At 73.7% G+C, this 17097-nt stretch carries 14 protein-coding genes, 1 tRNA gene and 2 pseudogenes; 11 read left to right on the top strand and 6 right to left on the bottom strand.

The features are described from left to right. The first annotated feature begins 132 nt into the window (after positions 1-132). Positions 133-798, top strand: coding sequence for a bifunctional DNA primase/polymerase (locus PV343_RS24355; protein WP_319149082.1), 666 nt, complete (start codon positions 133-135; stop codon positions 796-798). 55 nt (positions 799-853) lie between these two features. After that, positions 854-1465 (top strand): hypothetical protein, encoded by a 612-nt coding sequence (locus PV343_RS24350; RefSeq protein ID WP_319149081.1) that lies wholly within the window; start codon positions 854-856, stop codon positions 1463-1465. Positions 1466-1709: 244 nt separating this feature from the next. On the opposite strand, the gene PV343_RS24345 is transcribed toward PV343_RS24350, so the two are convergent. From PV343_RS24345 to PV343_RS24335, 3 genes are all read right to left on the bottom strand, one after another. Continuing rightward, a complete protein-coding gene (locus PV343_RS24345) occupies positions 1710-2675 on the bottom strand; it encodes a DUF5926 family protein (protein WP_319149080.1) in 966 nt (321 codons plus the stop codon). Positions 2676-2826: 151 nt separating this feature from the next. Then, complete coding sequence (locus tag PV343_RS24340; RefSeq protein WP_319149079.1) at positions 2827-3465, bottom strand: ATP-binding protein; 639 nt, start codon at positions 3463-3465, stop codon at positions 2827-2829. Positions 3466-3662: 197 nt separating this feature from the next. Beyond that, positions 3663-4490, bottom strand: coding sequence for a glycerophosphodiester phosphodiesterase (locus PV343_RS24335; RefSeq protein WP_319149078.1), 828 nt, complete (start codon positions 4488-4490; stop codon positions 3663-3665). 213 nt (positions 4491-4703) lie between these two features. Between PV343_RS24335 and PV343_RS24330 the strand changes: the two genes are divergently transcribed. Together PV343_RS24330 and PV343_RS24325 are read left to right on the top strand one after the other, a co-directional pair. Then, complete coding sequence (locus PV343_RS24330) at positions 4704-6212, top strand: S1C family serine protease (RefSeq protein ID WP_319149077.1); 1509 nt, start codon at positions 4704-4706, stop codon at positions 6210-6212. Between the two features lie 137 nt (positions 6213-6349). Further along, positions 6350-6434: transfer RNA gene (locus tag PV343_RS24325), tRNA-Ser, on the top strand. Between the two features lie 285 nt (positions 6435-6719). Here PV343_RS24325 and PV343_RS24320 read toward each other — a convergent pair. Further along, on the bottom strand, positions 6720-7586 hold the full coding sequence (locus PV343_RS24320; RefSeq protein ID WP_319149076.1) for a bifunctional DNA primase/polymerase: 867 nt from the start codon (positions 7584-7586) through the stop codon (positions 6720-6722). A 371-nt stretch (positions 7587-7957) separates the two neighbouring features. On the opposite strand from PV343_RS24320, the gene PV343_RS24315 reads away from it, so the two are divergent. The 6 genes and pseudogenes from PV343_RS24315 to PV343_RS24290 all read left to right on the top strand — a co-directional run bounded on the left by PV343_RS24315 (position 7958) and on the right by PV343_RS24290 (position 13705). Then, the gene (locus tag PV343_RS24315) at positions 7958-8272 is read left to right on the top strand and encodes a hypothetical protein (RefSeq protein ID WP_020941016.1); all 315 of its coding nucleotides are present in this window, start codon (positions 7958-7960) and stop codon (positions 8270-8272) included. A gap of 192 nt (positions 8273-8464) precedes the next feature. Continuing rightward, positions 8465-9433 carry a bifunctional MaoC family dehydratase N-terminal/OB-fold nucleic acid binding domain-containing protein gene (locus tag PV343_RS24310; RefSeq protein WP_319149075.1) on the top strand — a complete coding sequence of 323 codons (969 nt, stop codon included), beginning with the start codon at positions 8465-8467 and terminating at the stop codon, positions 9431-9433. Between the two features lies 1 nt (position 9434). Continuing rightward, positions 9435-9842, top strand: a pseudogene (locus PV343_RS24305) (MaoC family dehydratase); the annotation flags it as partial. Positions 9843-10006: 164 nt separating this feature from the next. Further along, on the top strand, positions 10007-11173 hold the full coding sequence (locus PV343_RS24300; RefSeq protein ID WP_319149073.1) for a lipid-transfer protein: 1167 nt from the start codon (positions 10007-10009) through the stop codon (positions 11171-11173). 145 nt (positions 11174-11318) lie between these two features. Next, a complete protein-coding gene (locus tag PV343_RS24295) occupies positions 11319-11903 on the top strand; it encodes a SigE family RNA polymerase sigma factor (RefSeq protein WP_319149072.1) in 585 nt (194 codons plus the stop codon). A 146-nt stretch (positions 11904-12049) separates the two neighbouring features. Beyond that, complete coding sequence (locus PV343_RS24290) at positions 12050-13705, top strand: long-chain fatty acid--CoA ligase (RefSeq protein WP_319149071.1); 1656 nt, start codon at positions 12050-12052, stop codon at positions 13703-13705. Positions 13706-13752: 47 nt separating this feature from the next. Here PV343_RS24290 and PV343_RS24285 read toward each other — a convergent pair whose 3' ends face one another. After that, positions 13753-14958, bottom strand: a complete 1206-nt coding sequence (locus PV343_RS24285; protein WP_319149070.1) for an MFS transporter — start codon at positions 14956-14958, stop codon at positions 13753-13755. A 126-nt stretch (positions 14959-15084) separates the two neighbouring features. Here PV343_RS24285 and PV343_RS24280 point away from each other — a divergent pair, with 126 nt between their 5' ends. Beyond that, entirely contained in the window at positions 15085-15678 is a 594-nt protein-coding gene (locus PV343_RS24280) for a TetR family transcriptional regulator (RefSeq protein WP_319149069.1), read from the top strand. An 89-nt stretch (positions 15679-15767) separates the two neighbouring features. Here the strand turns inward: PV343_RS24280 and PV343_RS24275 are convergent. Then, positions 15768-17097 (bottom strand): annotated as a pseudogene (locus PV343_RS24275) (hypothetical protein); the annotation flags it as partial.

The following is a 17097-nucleotide window of genomic DNA, read 5'->3' as shown; positions in this document are numbered from 1 at the left end:
GACCCCGTGGGGTTCCCCCTGCCATGCGCAGGGGTGTGATGCGCCAACAGGTACGCACAGTGAAGAGATCGACACATGTTGTGATGTGGTCCTCGGTGTTGCCAGCGGTGCAACGGAAAGGAACGAGCGCTCATGCGCGAGATCCTCGGAAGGCGACGCAGGCTCCTGTCCAGGCGGAACGGCGGGAGGCCTGAGCTGCTCGGCGCGGCCCTGACCTTCGCGGCCGAATGGCAGTGGCCCGTACTCCCGGGTGTGGCCCCGGACCCGCAGGGACGGGCCCGCTGCGGCTGCCCCGACCCGGAGTGCACGGTCCCCGGTGCCCACCCCTTCGACCCCGGCCTGCTCGCGGCCACCACCGATCCGCGCATGGTGCGCTGGTGGTGGACCAACCGCCCGGGCGCGCCGATCGTCATGGCCACCGGCGGCAAGGCGCCCTGCGCGGTCAGCCTGCCGGCGCTCGCGGCGGCCCGCGCGCTCGCGCTGCTCGACAAGCGCGGCATGCGCCTCGGCCCCGTGGTCGCCTCGCCGACCCGCTGGTCGCTGCTCGTCCAGCCCTACTCCATGGAGCAGCTCGGCGAACTGCTCTACGCCAAGGACTTCGTGCCCGGCTCCCTGCGCTTCCACGGGGAGGGCGGCTACCTCGCCCTGCCCCCGTCCGAGACCGGTCAGGGCGCCGTCCGGTGGGAGCGCGCCCCGCTGCCCGGCTCGGCCTCGCCCTGGGTGCCCGGCGTGGAGGCCGTGGTGGACGCCGTGGTCGACGCCCTCACTCGTACGGGTGTGAGCGCGCCCGAGTTGTAGGGGTGTCGGGCGCGGGCGCGCCCGGCGGCCGCCCGGGGTCGTTATCTTCCGCTACATGCTGCGCATCTCTGGGGGACCCGGCGGCCGGCCGTCGCACCGGGGCGGTCCGGACCCCCGAAGGCTCCGTCTGCTCGCCCTCGCGGGCGTCGTGACGGCCGCGGCCGCACTGCCGCTGGCCGTGGCGTCCGCGGGGCAGGTGGGCGAGGCCGGCCGGCCCGCGGCGAAGAACGGACGGGCCGCCGCGCCGCCGCGCTCCCGCGCCGCCGGGCCGTCCGCGCCCGCTCCGACGCGCTCCCCCCTGCTGCTCGGGCTCGGCCTGGCCACCGCCGCCCGGTGCGGACCCGAACTCTCCTCCCCCGACGGGATCGAGGCGCAGACCTGTGTGCTGACACAGGGCGGGGACACCTGGGCGCGCACCTACTACCGCAACGTCACCGGCGAGGCCGTGGACTCCGTGCTGAGCCTGCTGGGCCCGGACGGCCGGACCGTGCAGACGCACTGCGCCGCGGGCGCCGACGACGAGCCCGCCACCTGTGAGACACCCCGGGACCGCACCCGGGGCGCGCTGGACGCCTACACCGCGGTCACCGAGTTCTCCGGGTCACGGGCCGACGGGCCGCTGCTGCTGCGTTCCGCGAGCAACTCGGGTGTTGCGGAGGGGAGTTGACGCCCAGCGAAGCGCTGTACACCGGCTCCGGGCATGGAAAGGCCCGGTTGCTGGCGACGGGGGATGCACCAGCAACCGGGCTACTGGAACGGTAACAAGAGATCGGCGGTTCGCAAATTCGATCTCGGCTATTCGGACACGGATTTCCCTGTCGTGACGGGGAGTTGTGACAGGAGTCACCTGTATCCGTGCGCCCGTCGCGGCTGACCGGTCGGTCAGCCGCGGTCCGCGTCCAGGGGGTGCCTCAGCTCAGGGTGACCTGGCGGCTCGTGAGTCCGCCGCGCGCCCGGCGCTCCTCGGAGGTGAGCGGTTCGGTGGCGGACAGGGCGGCGGCGAGCCGCTCGGCGAACTCGGCGGCCGGCTTCTCCACGTCGTCCGCCGAGACCCCGCTCGGCAGGTCCCAGACCGGCACGGTGAGGCCGTGAGCACGGAAGGAGCCCACCAGACGGGTGCCCTCGCCGAGGCTGGACCGGCCGGCGGCGTGCAGCCGGGCCAGAGCGTCCAGAAGCTGCTCCTCCGGGTGCGGCATGACCCAGCGCAGGTGGTTCTTGTCCGGGGTCTCGCACCAGTACGCGGCGTCCACGCCGGACAGCTTCACGGTCGGGATGGCGGCGGCGTTGGCCCGCTCCAGGGACGCGGTCACCTCCGGGGTGGCGTTCTCCGCGTCCGGCACCCAGAACTCGAAGCCGTCGTGCACAACTGGCTCGAACGCGCCTTCCGGGGCGAGCAGGTCCTGCAGCCGCGGGCCGTCGGCCGGGGCGCGGCGGCCCTCGACCGGGGTGCCGGGCTCGGCCGCCAGGGCCCGCCGAAGGGTGTCGGCGAGGTCGCGGCTGATGTCGCCGGAGGGCGTGTCGTTCTGCAGGCCGAGCAGGATCGAGCCGTCGTCGCGGCGCAGCGCGGGCCAGGCCATCGGCAGCACGGTGGCGAGCGTGACCGACGGGACGCCCTCGGGCAGGCCCTCGGCGAGGGTCAGCTCCACCGTGGCGGCGGGGACCAGTTCGCGCAGCGCGACCCAGTCGCACTCGCCCGGCAGGCCTTCGAACGGGCGGTGCACCAGCTCGGTCGTGGCGTGCGCCGCGGCCCGGCCGTGACAGGCCTTGTAGCGCCGGCCGCTGCCGCAGGGGCAGGGCTCACGGGCGCCGACGACCGGGATGTCTGCGTCGCTGAGCTGCGGTCGCTCGGCCTTCGTCTGGGGTCGCTTCTTGGCCATCGTGGGGTCTCCCGGTTACGGCTCGTCTGGTACGGCGGGAGCCTAGCCGTTCGGGACAGGGCGGACGCGAACCTGTGGACAACGGACACCTGGGCGAGCCGAGGGCACGAGCCGACGACACCAGCGGCCGGACCGGGTCCCGGCCGGGGGCTCAGTCCAGCTCGTCGAAGACGTCCGTGAAGTCCAGCTCGGCCATGGCCGCGACCGCCGGCGCGGTGACGCGCGTAGCGAAACCGCCGTGCCGGGCCCCGGCGTCCGGGTCGTGGACGTCGTCGTTGACCACCACCCAGACCGTCACCTCGCCCCGGATGTCGTCGCGCACGCCCCAGTCGTCGGAGAGGGCCGTGATGATGTTGAGCCCACGGCCACCGTGCGCGGTGACCGAGGGGGTCGCCGGAGCCGGCCGGGTCGGGCCACCGCCGTCGGTGACCTCCACGATCAGCCGCCCGCACGGGTCCACCCGCCACGCCGCCCGCACGTCGCCGTCACCCGCCGGGGCGTCGCCCAGCGGCCGGCCGTGCTTGCAGGCATTGCTCAAGAGCTCGGAAAGGATCAGTACGGCGTCGTCGATGACCGTCTCCGACACACCGCCGGTGCGCAGTTGCGCCCGCATCCGGTGCCTCGCCTTGCCCACGCCCGCAGGGCCGTGGGGTACGGCCATGCTCGACGACGTCGGCACCTCCTGTGCCACCACCAACGCCACCCCCGAGACCTCCTTCGCCCCACGCCACGGTGTGGATGCCCCATTGGCCTGTACCGGAAACCGGCCAATCCTCTTCCGGTGACGCATCCGGTACGCGTGAACACGCACCGGATGCGCCGGAGCACTCCCGGTGACGGACCTGTCCTCGGGTGGCTGAATTTCTTCGGTGTGGCCGAGAACGGAGGATGCTGGAGCGGCGTGCGGGGGTCAAGGGGTGTGCACCGCTCCTTGCCCGGCCTTTGCCGGACCGTGTCCGGGTGCCGCCGCCCCGGCGGCGGCCGGCCTCAGCGGCCCAGCCGCTCCAGCACCGCGGCGGGGCGGTTGGTGATGATCGCGTCCACGCCCAGCTCGACGCAGAGGTCCACGTCCCCGGGCTCGTTCACGGTCCACACGTGGACCTGGTGGCCCGCGCGTTTCAGCCGCTCCACGTACGCGGGATGGCTGCGCACGATGCGCATCGAGGGCCCCGCGATCCGCACACCCGCGGGCAGCCGCCCGTCGCGCAGCCGGGGCGAGACGAACTGCATCAGGTAGACCGTCGGCAGTGTCGGCGCCCCGGCACGCACGCGGTGCAGGGAGCGGGCCGAGAAGCTCATGATCCGCACCGGTGAGTCGGCGGCCGTGCGGGGCGCGTCCAGGCCGAACCGCTTGAGCAGGTGCAGCAGCCGCTCCTCCACCTGCCCCGCCCAGCGCGTGGGGTGCTTGGTCTCGATGGCCAGCTCCACCCGCCGCCCGGAGTCCGCGACCAGCTCCAGCAGCCGCTCCAGGGTGAGCACCGCGGTCTCCGCCGGGTCCTCGGGGAGGTGCTCCCAGTCGGGCTCCTCGTCCCGCCCGCGCCAGGCGTCCCGGGACTTCCAGGAGCCGAAGTCCAGGGCCGCGAGATCGGCCAGCTCCAGGGCGGAGACGGCGCCGCGGCCGTTGGAGGTACGGTTCACCCGCCGGTCGTGGACACAGACCAGGTGGCCGTCGGCGGTCAGCCGGACATCGCACTCCAGGGCGTCCGCCCCGTCCTCGATCGCCTTCTTGTAGGCGGCGAGGGTGTGCTCGGGCGCGTCCTCGGAGGCGCCCCGGTGGGCGACGACCTGGATCGCGTGCTGTGGTGCGTGGGTCACCGCGTCATGGTGCCACCGTCGTGGGGTGCACGGGGCGGCGCGGTGGGGGCCGTGCGGCGAACGGAGGCATCCACTCTGCCGGTTTATGTAACTCTTGCCGAAAATGTCCTATGTAAAGGGTGCCCCTGGACCCACAGCCACCGCTTATGGTGCTCTGACGGCCCGTGGGAAAAGCTGACTGCATACAACAGCCGTGGATCGAGGAGAAGAGCTGTGAGCACCGAGAACGAGGGCAACGCGGTACCCCCGGCCCCGTCCGCACCTCCTGTGCCGGTGGCATCTCCCGCTGCTTCGCCGCAGGGCTCCGCGCCCGACGCGGGCGCGCCGACGGCACAGCTGCCGCCGGTCCCCCCGGGCACCCCCGGCGCTGCTGAGCAGGGCACGACGCCCGCGGCGCACGCCGCCGGTCCCGGCCCCGACGCCCAGCAGCAGCCCTACGGCGGCCCCGGAGCCGACGCCCACCAGCCCTACGGCGGTCCCGGCCCCGAGGGCTCCTGGCCGCCCCCGCCGCCGGCCACGCCGTCCTACGGCGACGGCGCGGGTGGCGCGGGTGCCGGCGGCTGGGGTTCGTCGTACCAGCAGCCCGCCCCGAAGCCGCGCAGCGGACGCGGTGGTCTCGTCGCCGCCGTCCTGGTGGCCGCGCTGGTCGCCGGTGGCCTCGGCGGCGGCCTCGGCTACACCCTGGCCAAGGACAACGACACCAGCGGTTCCACCACCGTCTCCGCCTCGGACAGCAGCGCCTCGCAGGTCAAGCGGGCTCCCGGCACCATCGCCAACGTGGCCGCCAGGGCGCTGCCCAGCACGGTCACCATCGAGGCGGAGAGCACCAGCGGCGAGGGCGGCACCGGCACCGGGTTCGTCTTCGACAAGCAGGGCCACATCGTCACCAACAACCACGTGGTGGCCGACGCGGTGGACGGCGGCAAGCTGACGGCGACCTTCCCGGACGGCAAGAAGTACGACGCGGAGATCGTCGGCCACGCGCAGGGCTACGACGTCGCCGTCATCAAGCTGAAGAACGCCCCCTCCGACCTTCAGCCGCTCGCCCTCGGCAACTCCGACAAGGTGGCCGTCGGCGACGAGACCATCGCCATCGGCGCCCCCTTCGGCCTGTCCAACACGGTCACCACGGGCATCATCAGCGCCAAGGACCGCCCGGTGGCCTCCAGCGACGGCAGCTCCTCCAGCAAGGCCTCCTACATGAGCGCCCTGCAGACCGACGCGTCGATCAACCCCGGCAACTCGGGCGGCCCGCTGCTGGACGCCTCCGGCGCGGTGATCGGCATCAACTCGGCGATCCAGTCCTCCAGCAGCGGCGGCCTCGGCTCCGGCGGCCAGTCCGGCTCGATCGGCCTCGGCTTCGCGATCCCGATCAACCAGGCCAAGTACGTCGCCCAGCAGCTGATCAAGACCGGCAAGCCGGTGTACGCCAAGATCGGCGCGTCCGTCTCCCTGGAGGACTCCACGGGCGGCGCGAAGATCACCGATCAGGGCACGGGCGGCTCCGCCGCGGTCGAGTCGGGCGGTCCCGCCGACAAGGCCGGCCTCAAGCCCGGTGACGTCATCACCAAGCTCGACGACCACGTGATCGACAGCGGCCCGACCCTGATCGGCGAGATCTGGACCCACAAGCCCGGCGACAAGGTGACGGTCACCTACAAGCGGGGCGGCGGCGAGCACACGGTGGACCTCACCCTCGGCTCCCGCGTGGGCGACAGCTGACCGGCACGCGCGTGTAGGTGCCCACCGGCGCGGGGGCACGTCCCGTCGCGGCGACGGCCCGGTGCGGACCACCGCCCCGGCGGCCGGAGGATCCCGGTACGCTGTACCCCGCTCCGCCCCAGCTGGGCGGCGGCGCAGGTGGGTTGCCCGAGCGGCCTAAGGGAACGGTCTTGAAAACCGTCGTGGCGCGAGTCACCGTGGGTTCAAATCCCACACCCACCGCCTAGGTGAACGGCCCCTGACCAGCAACACCGGTCGGGGGCCTTCGCCATGGCCGGTGGCCGCCCGCGACCACCGTTCCCCATGGTTCCCCGGTCGATCGGGCACATGAGGGGCACGAACGGACGACGGCTACCGCTTCAGCGCTCGGTAGCGCTTCAGGTGAGTGGAGATCCTCGGGAACGGCGCCCCCTCCGTCCCGGTGCCGGCCGATCCCCCGCCGGAGGCAGGAGCGGGGCCCCGAGCGGAGCCGGGAGACCCGTGGTGTGCGGCGGGGATCGGCGGGCCTCAGGGCTGGTGGCCTGTCATGCGGGCCGCCGACGCGATCGTCGCGCGGGCCTCGTGTTCGTGGAGGCCGGTGTGGAGGGCCGCTTCGAGGAGGGGGGTGAGGAGGGCGGGTCCGATGCCGTTCTCGTAGGCGCGGCAGGCCGCCCAGAACAGGCGGGTGTTGCGCTGGCCCTCGTGGGCGCTCAGCACGAACTGGACCAGGCCCCGTCCGTGGTCGCCGGCGGGCGGGGCGGCCGGGTGCGCGGTGCGCGGCGGGGGCAGGAGCAGCCGGAGCAGGGCCGGCGGGCAGGTGGCGGGTGGCAGGTGGGCGGTGCCGGGCGCGGTGGCGTAGGCGCCGTGGTCGGTGCGGGAGCCGGGGCCCACCAGATAGCCGCCGGCGCCCCGGATGTCGATGCCGGGGGCCAGCCGCCCGGCCGAGTTGGGGACGACGACGTCCGGCGGGCCGGTCAGCCACAGGTGGCGGCCGCCGCTGGGGGTGAGGACGACGACCGTCTCCGGAATCGTGAACAGGTGGCGCAGGGCCAGCTCGCGCAGGGCGGTCGAGGAGTCGGTGCCGGACTTGGTGTCGAGGTCCACGCCGATCAGGTGGTACGGCGGCAGGCCGCAGGCGATGCCGTAGCCGGTGGCCCAGGGCGCGGCGGCGAACAGGGCGCGGATGCGGGCCGGGTCGGTCGAGGCGTCGTACACGCCGTGGCCGAAGCGGCCGCACTGGCCGTGGCAGGGCGTGGGGCCGGGGTCGTCGCGGTGCGGGGAGCGCAGGGCCGGGAGCTTCGTCCGGGACAGGGGGATGACGGCCAGTCCGCGTTCGGCGGCTGACAGGGCGTGTGCGAGGGCCAGCGTCGTGGCCTGCCGGTCGGTGGTGGCCATGGCACCATGTTCGTACTCATGTTCGAAAAAGGGAAGTGGGGGTCCGCGGCGACGCGCCCGACCAGGGGAAATGGCCGGAAAGGCCGCCGGAACGATTCGCCCCTTGTGGTGCTTGGTGACTGAAGGTCGGCTCTGTGGTCTCTTGTGGCGAGAGAAGACTAAAAGTGGCGATAGGGGTTTATCGACTTGTCCTCACGCTTGCGTGCGAATCACGGCTTCCGGGGTGGTTCGCCGGGGATTCGGTGGGCAACTCTGGTCTCGCGACGTCGTGCACGAAAGTCGAGGCGGTCGGCCAACCGCCTTGCTGATAGCCGTAGTTCACGTGCTGTCGGTCCCTGGGACCGATGAGTGCCCTGTTCTGGAGGAACAACATGGCAAGCATCCGTACCGCCCGCGTCATCGCCGCAGTCTCCGCGCTCCCGCTCGCCGCCGCCCTGTTCGCCGGCGTCGCCGCGGCGGACAACGGCGCCCTCGCGAGCGACGGATCGAACGCCGGAGTGGCCAGCGTCGTCGGCAGCGGCGTCGGCCACGACAACAACGGAAACTCGTCCACCACACAGCAGAACGCGGTCGGCTCGGGGGCCACGAACCAGAGCAACACCGCGCAGGTCAACGGATCCGCCTGGACGGCCCTCCAGCAGGGCAACGGGAACGTGGCCGTCCACTTCACGCCGCTGTGGTGGTGAGTCCAGGCTGAGGTCCCTCGTGGGGAGGGCCCTCAGGGGTGTGCTTCGGGGTCGCAAGGCGTCCGCGCGGCGGTGCTTCGGTGCCGCCGCGCAGGCGTGTCCCGGCGCCGGCCGGCCTTGACAGGCTCTGTTATCTGACGGACAGTCAGAAATTGTCGCGGAGAAGCGGCTCGGGACGACGAGGGGGCCGGGGTGAGCGGTGCGGCGGACCCGCTGGGAGCGCGGCTCAGGGCGTATGAGGGGCGCGCTGCCGTTGTCGGGGGTGTCGGCAAGGACCCGGTGAACACCCCCATGATCCGGCACTGGTGCGAGGCGATGGGCGACACCTGCGCGACGTACCGCGGACCGGACGCCACGGCCCCGCCCACCATGCTCCAGGTGTGGACGATGGGCGGCCTCTCCGGCCACGACGGCCGCACCGGCGCGTACGACGAGCTCCTGGCCCTGCTCGACGAGTCGGGCTGTACCTCGGTGGTGGCCACCGACTGCGAGCAGGAGTACCTGCGGCCCCTGCGCCCGGGCGACCAGGTCACCTTCGAGGCGGTGATCGAGTCGGTCTCGGGCCGCAAATCCACCAAGCTCGGCACCGGGTACTTCGTCACGACCCGCATGGACGTCCGGGTGGGCGGCGACCTCGTGGGCACGCACCGCTTCCGCATCCTCAAGTACGCCCCCGCCGCGCGCGTGCCCCGGGCCCGGCGCCCCCGGCCGGTGGTCAACCGGGACAACGCCGGCTTCTGGGAGGGCGTGGCCGCGCACCGGCTCCTCGTCCAGCGCTGCGCGGACTGCGGCACCCTGCGCCACCCGTGGCTGCCGGGCTGCAACGCCTGCGGCGGCCTGGACTGGGACACGGTCGAGGCGAGCGGTGAGGGCACGGTCCACTCGTACGTGGTGATGCACCACCCGCCCTCCACCGCCTTCTCCGAACCCGAACACGAAGCCGTTCCCGGTGACGGCGGCGACAGCGGCAGCGGCACCGGCGCCGGGAGCCCCTACGCCGTCGGCCTGATCGAACTCGCCGAAGGAGTGAGGATGGTGAGCAACGTGGTGGGGGTGCCGCCCGACAAGGTGCGCATCGGCCTGCCGGTCCGGGTGGAGTTCCGCACGTACGAGGACGCGGGGGTCCTGCCGGTCTTCCGGGTGGTCGGAGGTGAGGGCTGACGTGCGCCCCGCCCCGAGGACACCGGCGCCGGGCGCCGAGCTGCCGCCGCTCGAGATCCCGATCACCCGCACCCTGATCGTGGCCGGGGCCATCGCCTCCCGGGACTACCAGGACGTGCACCACGACCCCGAACTGGCGCGGTGCAAGGGGGCGCCCGACGTCTTCATGAACATCCTGACGACCAACGGGCTGGTCGGCCGGTACATCACGGACCACTTCGGCCCGGCCGCGGTGCTCCGCGGGGTCGCCATCAGGCTGGGGGCGCCCAACTACCCGGGGGACACGATGGTGCTGACCGGCCGGATCGAGCAGGTCGACGGGGACACGGCCACGGTCCGGGTGGCGGGGGACAACGCCCTGGGCCGCCACGTGACCGGCACGGTGACCGTCACCCTGCCCGCCGACGCGCCCGCCGACGCGCCCGCCGACGCGCCCGCCGACCCACCCGCCGACGCGCCCGCCGACCCACCCGCCGACGCGCCCGCCGACCCACCCGCCGACCCACCCGCCGAGGCGCCCACCGATCCGGCCGCCGCCTCGCGCGCAGACCCGCACGGCCCGGAGGCCGCGTCATGAGCGCCCGCGCCCGGGACTCCCTCGGCGGCCGGGCCGCGATCGCCGGCATCGGGGCCACCGAGTTCTCCAAGGACTCCGGGCGCAGCGAGCTGCGGCTGGCGGTGGAGGCGGTCCGGGCCGCCCTGGAGGACGCGGGGCTCGCCCCGGCGGACGTGGACGGCCTCGTGACGTTCACGATGGACACCAGCCCGGAGATCACCGTGGCCCAGGCCTGCGGGATGGGGGAGCTGTCCTTCTTCTCCCGCGTCCACTACGGGGGCGGGGCGGCCTGCGCGACCGTCCAGCAGGCGGCGCTCGCGGTCGCGGCGGGCGTGGCGGAGGTGGTGGTCTGCTACCGGGCCTTCAACGAGCGGTCGGGCCGCAGGTTCGGTGCGGGCGTGCGGCACCGGGAGCCGTCGGCGGAAGGGGTGGCGCTCGGCTGGGCGCTGCCGTTCGGGCTGCTCACCCCGGCCTCCTGGGTGGCGATGGCGGCCCAGCGCTACCTGTACGCCCACAACCTGACCCCGGAGGCGTTCGGGCACGTGGCCGTGGTGGACCGCAAGTACGCGGCGACGAATCCGGCCGCCTGGTTCCACGGCCGCCCCATCACCCTCGCCGACCACGCCGCCTCCCGCTGGATCGCGGAGCCGCTCCGGCTGCTGGACTGCTGCCAGGAGACCGACGGCGGCCAGGCCCTGGTGGTGACGTCGCTCGAACGGGCCCGGGAGCTGCGCCGCCCGCCCGCCGTGATCGCCGCGGCCGCCCAGGGTTCCGGACGGGCGCAGGAGCAGATGACCAGTTTCTACCGGGACGACCTGACCGGCCTGCCGGAGATGGGCGTGGTGGCCCGGCAGCTGTGGCGGACGTCGGGGTGCGGCCCGGCCGACATCGACGTGGGCATCCTCTACGACCACTTCACCCCGTTCGTGCTGATGCAGCTGGAGGAGTTCGGGTTCTGCGGCAGAGGGGAGGCGCCGGACTTCGTGGCGGCGGAGCGGCTGCCGCTGAACACCCACGGGGGCCAGCTCGGGGAGGCGTACCTGCACGGGATGAACGGCGTGGCGGAGGCGGTCCGCCAGGTGCGGGGCACGTCCGTCAACCAAGTGCCGGGGGCGTCCCGGGTCCTGGTGACGGCCGGCACCGGGGTACCCACCTCGGGGCTGGTCCTGGCGGCCGACGGGTGACGGCTCAGGGGTGAACCCGTAGAGAGGTACACCCGCAGTCCACCTTCAGGAGGTGCAGGCAGCCCCACCCCTACAACCTGAGGGGGACGCGGCTTCGGGACCTGGGGCCGATCCCCGGGGCGCGGTCCGCTCCTAGCGTGGAGCCATGACCACACCCGTCTGCACCAGCGCCTCGGCCGCCGCCGATCCTGCGGGACAGACCCTCCGGCACCGCGCGGCCGGGGGGACCCCCACGTACCCGTCGTTCTCGTCGTACGTGCGGGCCCGCCAGCCGGTGCTGCTGCGCACCGCCCGCTCGCTGACCGCCAACCCCAGCGACGCCGAGGACCTGCTGCAGACCGCGCTCGCCAAGACGTACGTGGCCTGGGAGCGGATCGAGGACCACCGAGCGCTCGACGGCTACGTGCGCCGGGCGCTGCTGAACACGCGGACCTCGCAGTGGCGCAAGCGCCGGGTGGACGAGTACGTCTGCGACGAGCTGCCCGAGCCGGACCCGGTGCCCGGCGCGGACGACCCGGCCGAACGGCAGGCGCTGCACGACGCCATGTGGCGGGCGATCACGAAGCTGCCCGCGCGGCAGCGGGCCATGGTCGTCCTCCGGTATTACGAGGACCTCAGCGAGGCGCAGACGGCCGAGGTGCTCGGCGTCTCGGTGGGCACGGTGAAGTCGGCGGTCTCGCGGGCCCTGGGCAAGCTGCGCGAGGACCCGGAGCTGGTCCTGGTCCGTTAGGACCGGGCCCCGACGCCGGATTTCGGCCGCTCAACGGCCTTCAAGGGCCCCGAGTTTGCCTCCCCCTAGTGACATACCGCGCGGTATGTGCGCAGAATCAGCGCAACCTCTACCACCGCGTAGGCAATGTCGCCCGGGAGGACGCCGTGCTGAGCACCATGCAGGACGTACCGCTGCTGATCTCGAGGATCCTGACCCACGGGTCGGCGGTCCACGGCTCGTCGCGGGTGACCACCTGGACCGGTGAGGCCGAGCCCCACCGGCGCACCTTCGCCGAGATCGGCGCCCGCACCGCCCGGCTGGCGCACGCCCTGCGCGACGAACTGGGCGTCCGGGACGACGAGCGGGTCGCCACCCTCATGTGGAACAACGCCGAGCACGTCGAGGCGTACTTCGCGATCCCCTCCATGGGCGCGGTGCTGCACACCCTCAACCTGCGGCTGCCCGCCGAGCAGCTGGTGTGGATCGTCAACCACGCCGCCGACCGTGTGGTCATCGTCAACGGCTCGCTGATCCCGCTGATCGCGCCGCTGCTGCCCAAGCTCCCCACGCTGGAGCACGTCGTCGTCTCCGGCCCCGGCGACCGCACCCCGCTCGGCGGCGGCACCGTCCGCGTGCACGAGTACGAGGAGCTGATCGCCGGCCGGCCCGACCGCTACGACTGGCCCGAGCTGGACGAACGCCAGGCCGCCGCGATGTGCTACACCTCCGGCACCACCGGCGACCCCAAGGGCGTGGTGTACAGCCACCGTTCCATCTACCTGCACTCCATGCAGGTCAACATGACCCAGTCGATGGGCCTCACCGACCAGGACACCTCCCTGGTCGTGGTGCCGCAGTTCCACGTCAACGCCTGGGGTCTGCCGCACGCCACGTTCATGACCGGTGTCAACATGCTGATGCCGGACCGGTTCCTGCAGCCCGCCCCGCTCGCCGAGATGATCGAGCGGGAGCGGCCGACGCACGCGGCCGCCGTCCCCACCATCTGGCAGGGCCTGCTCGCCGAACTGACGGCGAGGCCCCGGGACGTCTCCACCCTCACCCAGGTCACCATCGGCGGATCGGCCTGTCCGCCCTCGCTGATGGCCGCCTTCGACGGGCTCGGCATGCGGGTCTGCCACGCCTGGGGCATGACGGAGACCTCCCCGCTCGGCACGGTGGCCCGCCCGCCGGCCCACGCGGTCGGCACGGACGAGGAGTTCGCCTACCGCCTCACCCAGGGCCGCTTCCCGGCCGGCGTCGAGGCCCGGCTCACCGGACCCGGCGGCGAACGCCTGCCCTGGGACGGCGAGTCGGCGGGCGAGCTGGAGGTGCGCGGCCCCTGGATCGCGGGCGCCTACTACAACGGCCCCGACGCCGAACCGCTGCGCCCCGCCGACAAGTTCAGCGAGGACGGCTGGCTGAAGACCGGGGACGTCGGCACCATCTCCCCCGACGGCTTCCTCACCCTCACCGACCGCGCCAAGGACGTCATCAAGTCCGGCGGCGAGTGGATCTCCTCGGTCGAGCTGGAGAACGCGCTGATGTCCCACCCGGACGTCGCCGAGGCCGCCGTGGTCGCCGTGCCCGACGACAAGTGGGGCGAGCGCCCGCTGGCCACGGTGGTCCTCAGGGAGGGCGCCACCGCCGACTTCGAGATCCTGCGCGCCTTCCTCTCCGAGGAGGCCCACATCGCGCGGTGGCAGCTCCCCGAGCGCTGGACGATCGTCGAGGCGGTGCCGAAGACGAGCGTCGGCAAGTTCGACAAGAAGGTGCTGCGCAGGCGGTACGCCGAGGGCGATCTGGACGTCACCCGGCTCTGACCCGCACCGGGCGGGGGAGCGCGGCCGCCGTCACCGGCGAGCCGCTGTCACCGGCGGGCCGCCGTGCTCCCCCAGCCCAGCACCAGCCAGGTCCCCGCCACCGCGCTGACCCCGTCCCAGCCCCAGTGGGCGTAGGCGAGACCGGCCAGGACGGAGGCGAGGGCGCCGCCGGTGAAGCCGGCGACCACGTAGGCGGTGTTGGCGGTGGCCGGCGCCGAGGTGGTCGTCAGGGCCAGCGTCTGGTTGGCCACGTGGGAGGCGACCAGGGCGGCGTGCAGGGCGACGGCGGCCACGAACAGCGCGACCAGGACCTGACCGCCGAGCCAGAACAGCGGCACGGAGACGGCCGCCAGCAGATAGGCGTACCGCACGACCTTGGCGGCGCCGAAGCGGTCGACGAGGCCGCCCGCGAGCGGGGCCACCGCGGTGGCCGTGAGCCCGAACAGGCCGAACAGGCCGGCGGTCGCGGTGGACAGGCCGTAGGCCGGGCCGGTCAGCAGCAGGGCGAGCGAGGTCCACAGGGCGCTCCAGGCGCCGAACATCCCGGCCTGCCGCACGCACGCCCGCCACAGGTCGGGGGAGCGGCGGACCAGTCCGGGCAGCTCGGCGACGCCCGAGAACAGCGCTCCCGTCCGCCGGCGCCGCTCCCGCGGCAGGGCCAGGGCGGTGGCCAGGCCCAGGACGAGGGTCAGCACGCCGGATCCGGCGAACACCCAGCGCCAGCCGAAGGCCTGCCCGGCCAGGCCGCCAGCCACCCGGGCCGCGACGATCCCGGTGAACAGGCCGGCGATGACGGCCGCGACATGGCGGGCCCGGCGGTGGGCCGGGGCGCGTTCGGCGACCAGCGGGACCAGTAGCTGCGGGATCACGGTGGCCGCCGCGGCCACGAAGACGGCGGCCGCGAGCGCGGCGGCGCCGGGCGCGGCCGCGCCGAGCCACAGCGCGGCCGCGGTGGCCAGGGAGAGCAGGGCGACCAGGGGGCGCCGGTCGACCCGGTCGCCGAGCGGGGCGAAGAAGAGGAGCCCGGCCGCGTAGCCGAACTGGGCGACCGAGGCGATCCAGGTGACGGCGGAGGGGACGGTGCCGAAGTCGTGGGCGATGAGCGGCAGCAGCGGGGCCGCGAGGTAGATGTTGGCGGCCGTGACAGCGGTGCAGACGGCGATCAGCAGGAGGAAGAGCCGGCCGGAGGCGGCCCGCTCGGGAGCGGTGCCCCGGGTGCGGGGTTCTTGGTGGGTGGTGGTCGCTGACGGCATGAGCGGAGGCACTCCTTGGAGTCGACTCTCACAACCAACTGGTTGGTTGGTTGCATCAGCAGACTGCACCTCTTTCCGATGCCCTGTCAACCAAACGGTTGGTTACTTGAGCGGTACGCTGACCGCATGGGAGCAGTCAGGGACCCCGAGGCCACCCGGGCCCGCATCTACGAGGCGGCGGTCGCCGAGTTCGCCCGGCACGGCATCGCGGGCGCCCGCATCGACCGCATAGCCGCCGCGGCCAAGGCCAACAAGCAGCTCATCTACGCCTACTTCGGCAACAAGGCGGAGCTGTTCACCCAGGTCCTGGGCCGGTCCATGGTCGACCTGGCCGCGGCCGTGCCCGTCGACCCCGACGACATCGAGGGCTGGGTCGACCGGCTCCTCGACTACCACGCGGCCCACCCCGAACTGCTGCGCCTGCTCTTCTGGGAGGGCATCGAGTACGGCAGCGCCGAACTGCCCGACGAGACCGAGCGCCAGGACCACTACGCCCGCAAGGTCGCCGCGATCGAGGACGGTCAGGACCGCGGGGTCATCACCGACGCCATCCCCCCGGGCGACCTGCTCTTCCTCCTGGTCGCCGTCGCCAACTGGACCGCAGTCGTCCCGCAGATGGGGCGCATCCTCACCGGCGGCGACGCCCCCGACCGCGAGCGGCTGCGCGCCTCGATCAAGGAGGCGGCACGCCGGCTGGTCGCCCCCGGGGGCACGGCCTAGGTGTATTGACCTGAAGCGTTGTTGACGCGGCTGATCGGTGGTTGGCCGCCGAGTGCGGTGTGGGGCAGGCGGGACTTCGCTGACACGGCCTAGTTCGTGCCGATGCCGGCCAGCAGGTCGACGATCCGCGTCTGCACCTCGGCGCTGGTGGACCGCTCCGCGAGGAACAGCACCGTCTCGCCCGAGGCCAGCCGCGGCAGGTCGGCCTGGTCGACGGCGGCGGTGTAGACGACCAGCGGGGTGCGGTTGAGCTGCCCGTTCGCGCGCAGCCAGTCGATGATCCCGCTGAACCCGGCCTGCCGGCGGTGCACCTGCATCAGGTCCATCACCACGAGGTTGGGCCGGAACTGCCCCGCCAGCGTCACCGCGTCGTTGTCGCTCGCGGCCCGCGCCACCTGCATCCCGCGCCGCTCCAGGGTCGCGGTCAGCGCCAGCGCGATCTCCGCGTGCTCCTCGATGAGCAGGACGCGCGGCGGGTGCTGCTCGCTGTCCCGCGGCGCCAGCGCCTTCAGGAGCACGGCGGGGTCGGCGCCGTACGCCGCCTCGCGCGTCGCCTGCCCGAGCCCGGCCGTGACCAGCACCGGCACCTCGGCCGCGACCGCCGCCTGGCGCAGTGACTGCAGCGCGGTACGGGTGATCGGACCGGTCAGCGGGTCGACGAACAGCGCGGCGGGGAAGGCCGCGATCTGGGCGTCGACCTCCTCGCGCGAGTGCACGATCACCGGCCGGTAGCCGCGGTCGCTCAGCGCCTGCTGGGTCGTCACGTCCGGCGCGGGCCACACCAGCAACCGGCGCGGGTTGTCCAGCGGCTCCGGCGGGAGCTCGTCGTCCAGCGGCTGCGGGCGCGGGGTGTCCGCGACCTCGACCGCCCCACCGGGACCGTCCAGCGGCTCGGGACCCTCGGCCGCGTTCGCGTCCGGGGCGCCTATGGCGTACGACCGTCCGGCACCCTCGGTGGCCGGGGCGAGCCGGGACTGCCCGGCGAGCGAGGGCTGCGCGGGCGGCTGTTCGGCCGACGGGTGCGGACGGGCCGCCTGCTCCGGCTGCTGCTCCTGCTGCGCGGCCGGGTCGGGGCGCGTGCCCAGCTTGCGCCGGCGGCCGGAACCGCCCGGGGCGTGCGGGGGCGGGGTCGCCGTCGGCAGCTGCACCTGGGCCGCCTGCCGGGCGAACGGCACGCCCTGGCCCAGCGTGCGCACGCTGATGGCCCGCCCCTGCGTGGAGTTGGGGTCGACCGCGGGTCCGGACGCCTCGGCGGGCAGCGGCTGGGCCGCCCGCTGCGCACCGGTGTGCTCCGGGGGGAGCGGGGTGCCGGGCGCGGGGGTGGCGGGGCCGGGCTGCGCGGCCTGCGGCGCGGCACCCGGCTGGGGCGCCGGGACGCCCACGCCGGAGGTGTCGTCGCCGCCGGACCACTGCTGGGGC

The sequence above is a fragment of the Streptomyces sp. WI03-4A genome, assembly GCF_033792105.1.
GTDB classification, from domain to species: Bacteria; Actinomycetota; Actinomycetes; order Streptomycetales; family Streptomycetaceae; genus Streptomyces; species Streptomyces collinus_A.
This window is presented reverse-complemented; position numbering and strand designations above follow the sequence as displayed.

Excerpts from the sequence above, each read along its gene's own strand:
- PV343_RS24320 (WP_319149076.1), bottom strand. The coding sequence starts at position 7,586 with ATGGCCACCACCGACCGGCAGGCCACGACGCTGGCCCTCGCACACGCC.
- PV343_RS24300 (WP_319149073.1), top strand. The coding sequence starts at position 10,007 with ATGAGCGCCCGCGCCCGGGACTCCCTCGGCGGCCGGGCCGCGATCGCC.
- PV343_RS24315 (WP_020941016.1), top strand. The coding sequence starts at position 7,958 with ATGGCAAGCATCCGTACCGCCCGCGTCATCGCCGCAGTCTCCGCGCTC.
- PV343_RS24355 (WP_319149082.1), top strand. The coding sequence starts at position 133 with ATGCGCGAGATCCTCGGAAGGCGACGCAGGCTCCTGTCCAGGCGGAAC.
- PV343_RS24280 (WP_319149069.1), top strand. The coding sequence starts at position 15,085 with ATGGGAGCAGTCAGGGACCCCGAGGCCACCCGGGCCCGCATCTACGAG.
- PV343_RS24340 (WP_319149079.1), bottom strand. The coding sequence starts at position 3,465 with ATGCGTCACCGGAAGAGGATTGGCCGGTTTCCGGTACAGGCCAATGGG.
- PV343_RS24345 (WP_319149080.1), bottom strand. The coding sequence starts at position 2,675 with ATGGCCAAGAAGCGACCCCAGACGAAGGCCGAGCGACCGCAGCTCAGC.
- PV343_RS24295 (WP_319149072.1), top strand. The coding sequence starts at position 11,319 with ATGACCACACCCGTCTGCACCAGCGCCTCGGCCGCCGCCGATCCTGCG.
- PV343_RS24350 (WP_319149081.1), top strand. The coding sequence starts at position 854 with ATGCTGCGCATCTCTGGGGGACCCGGCGGCCGGCCGTCGCACCGGGGC.
- PV343_RS24285 (WP_319149070.1), bottom strand. The coding sequence starts at position 14,958 with ATGCCGTCAGCGACCACCACCCACCAAGAACCCCGCACCCGGGGCACC.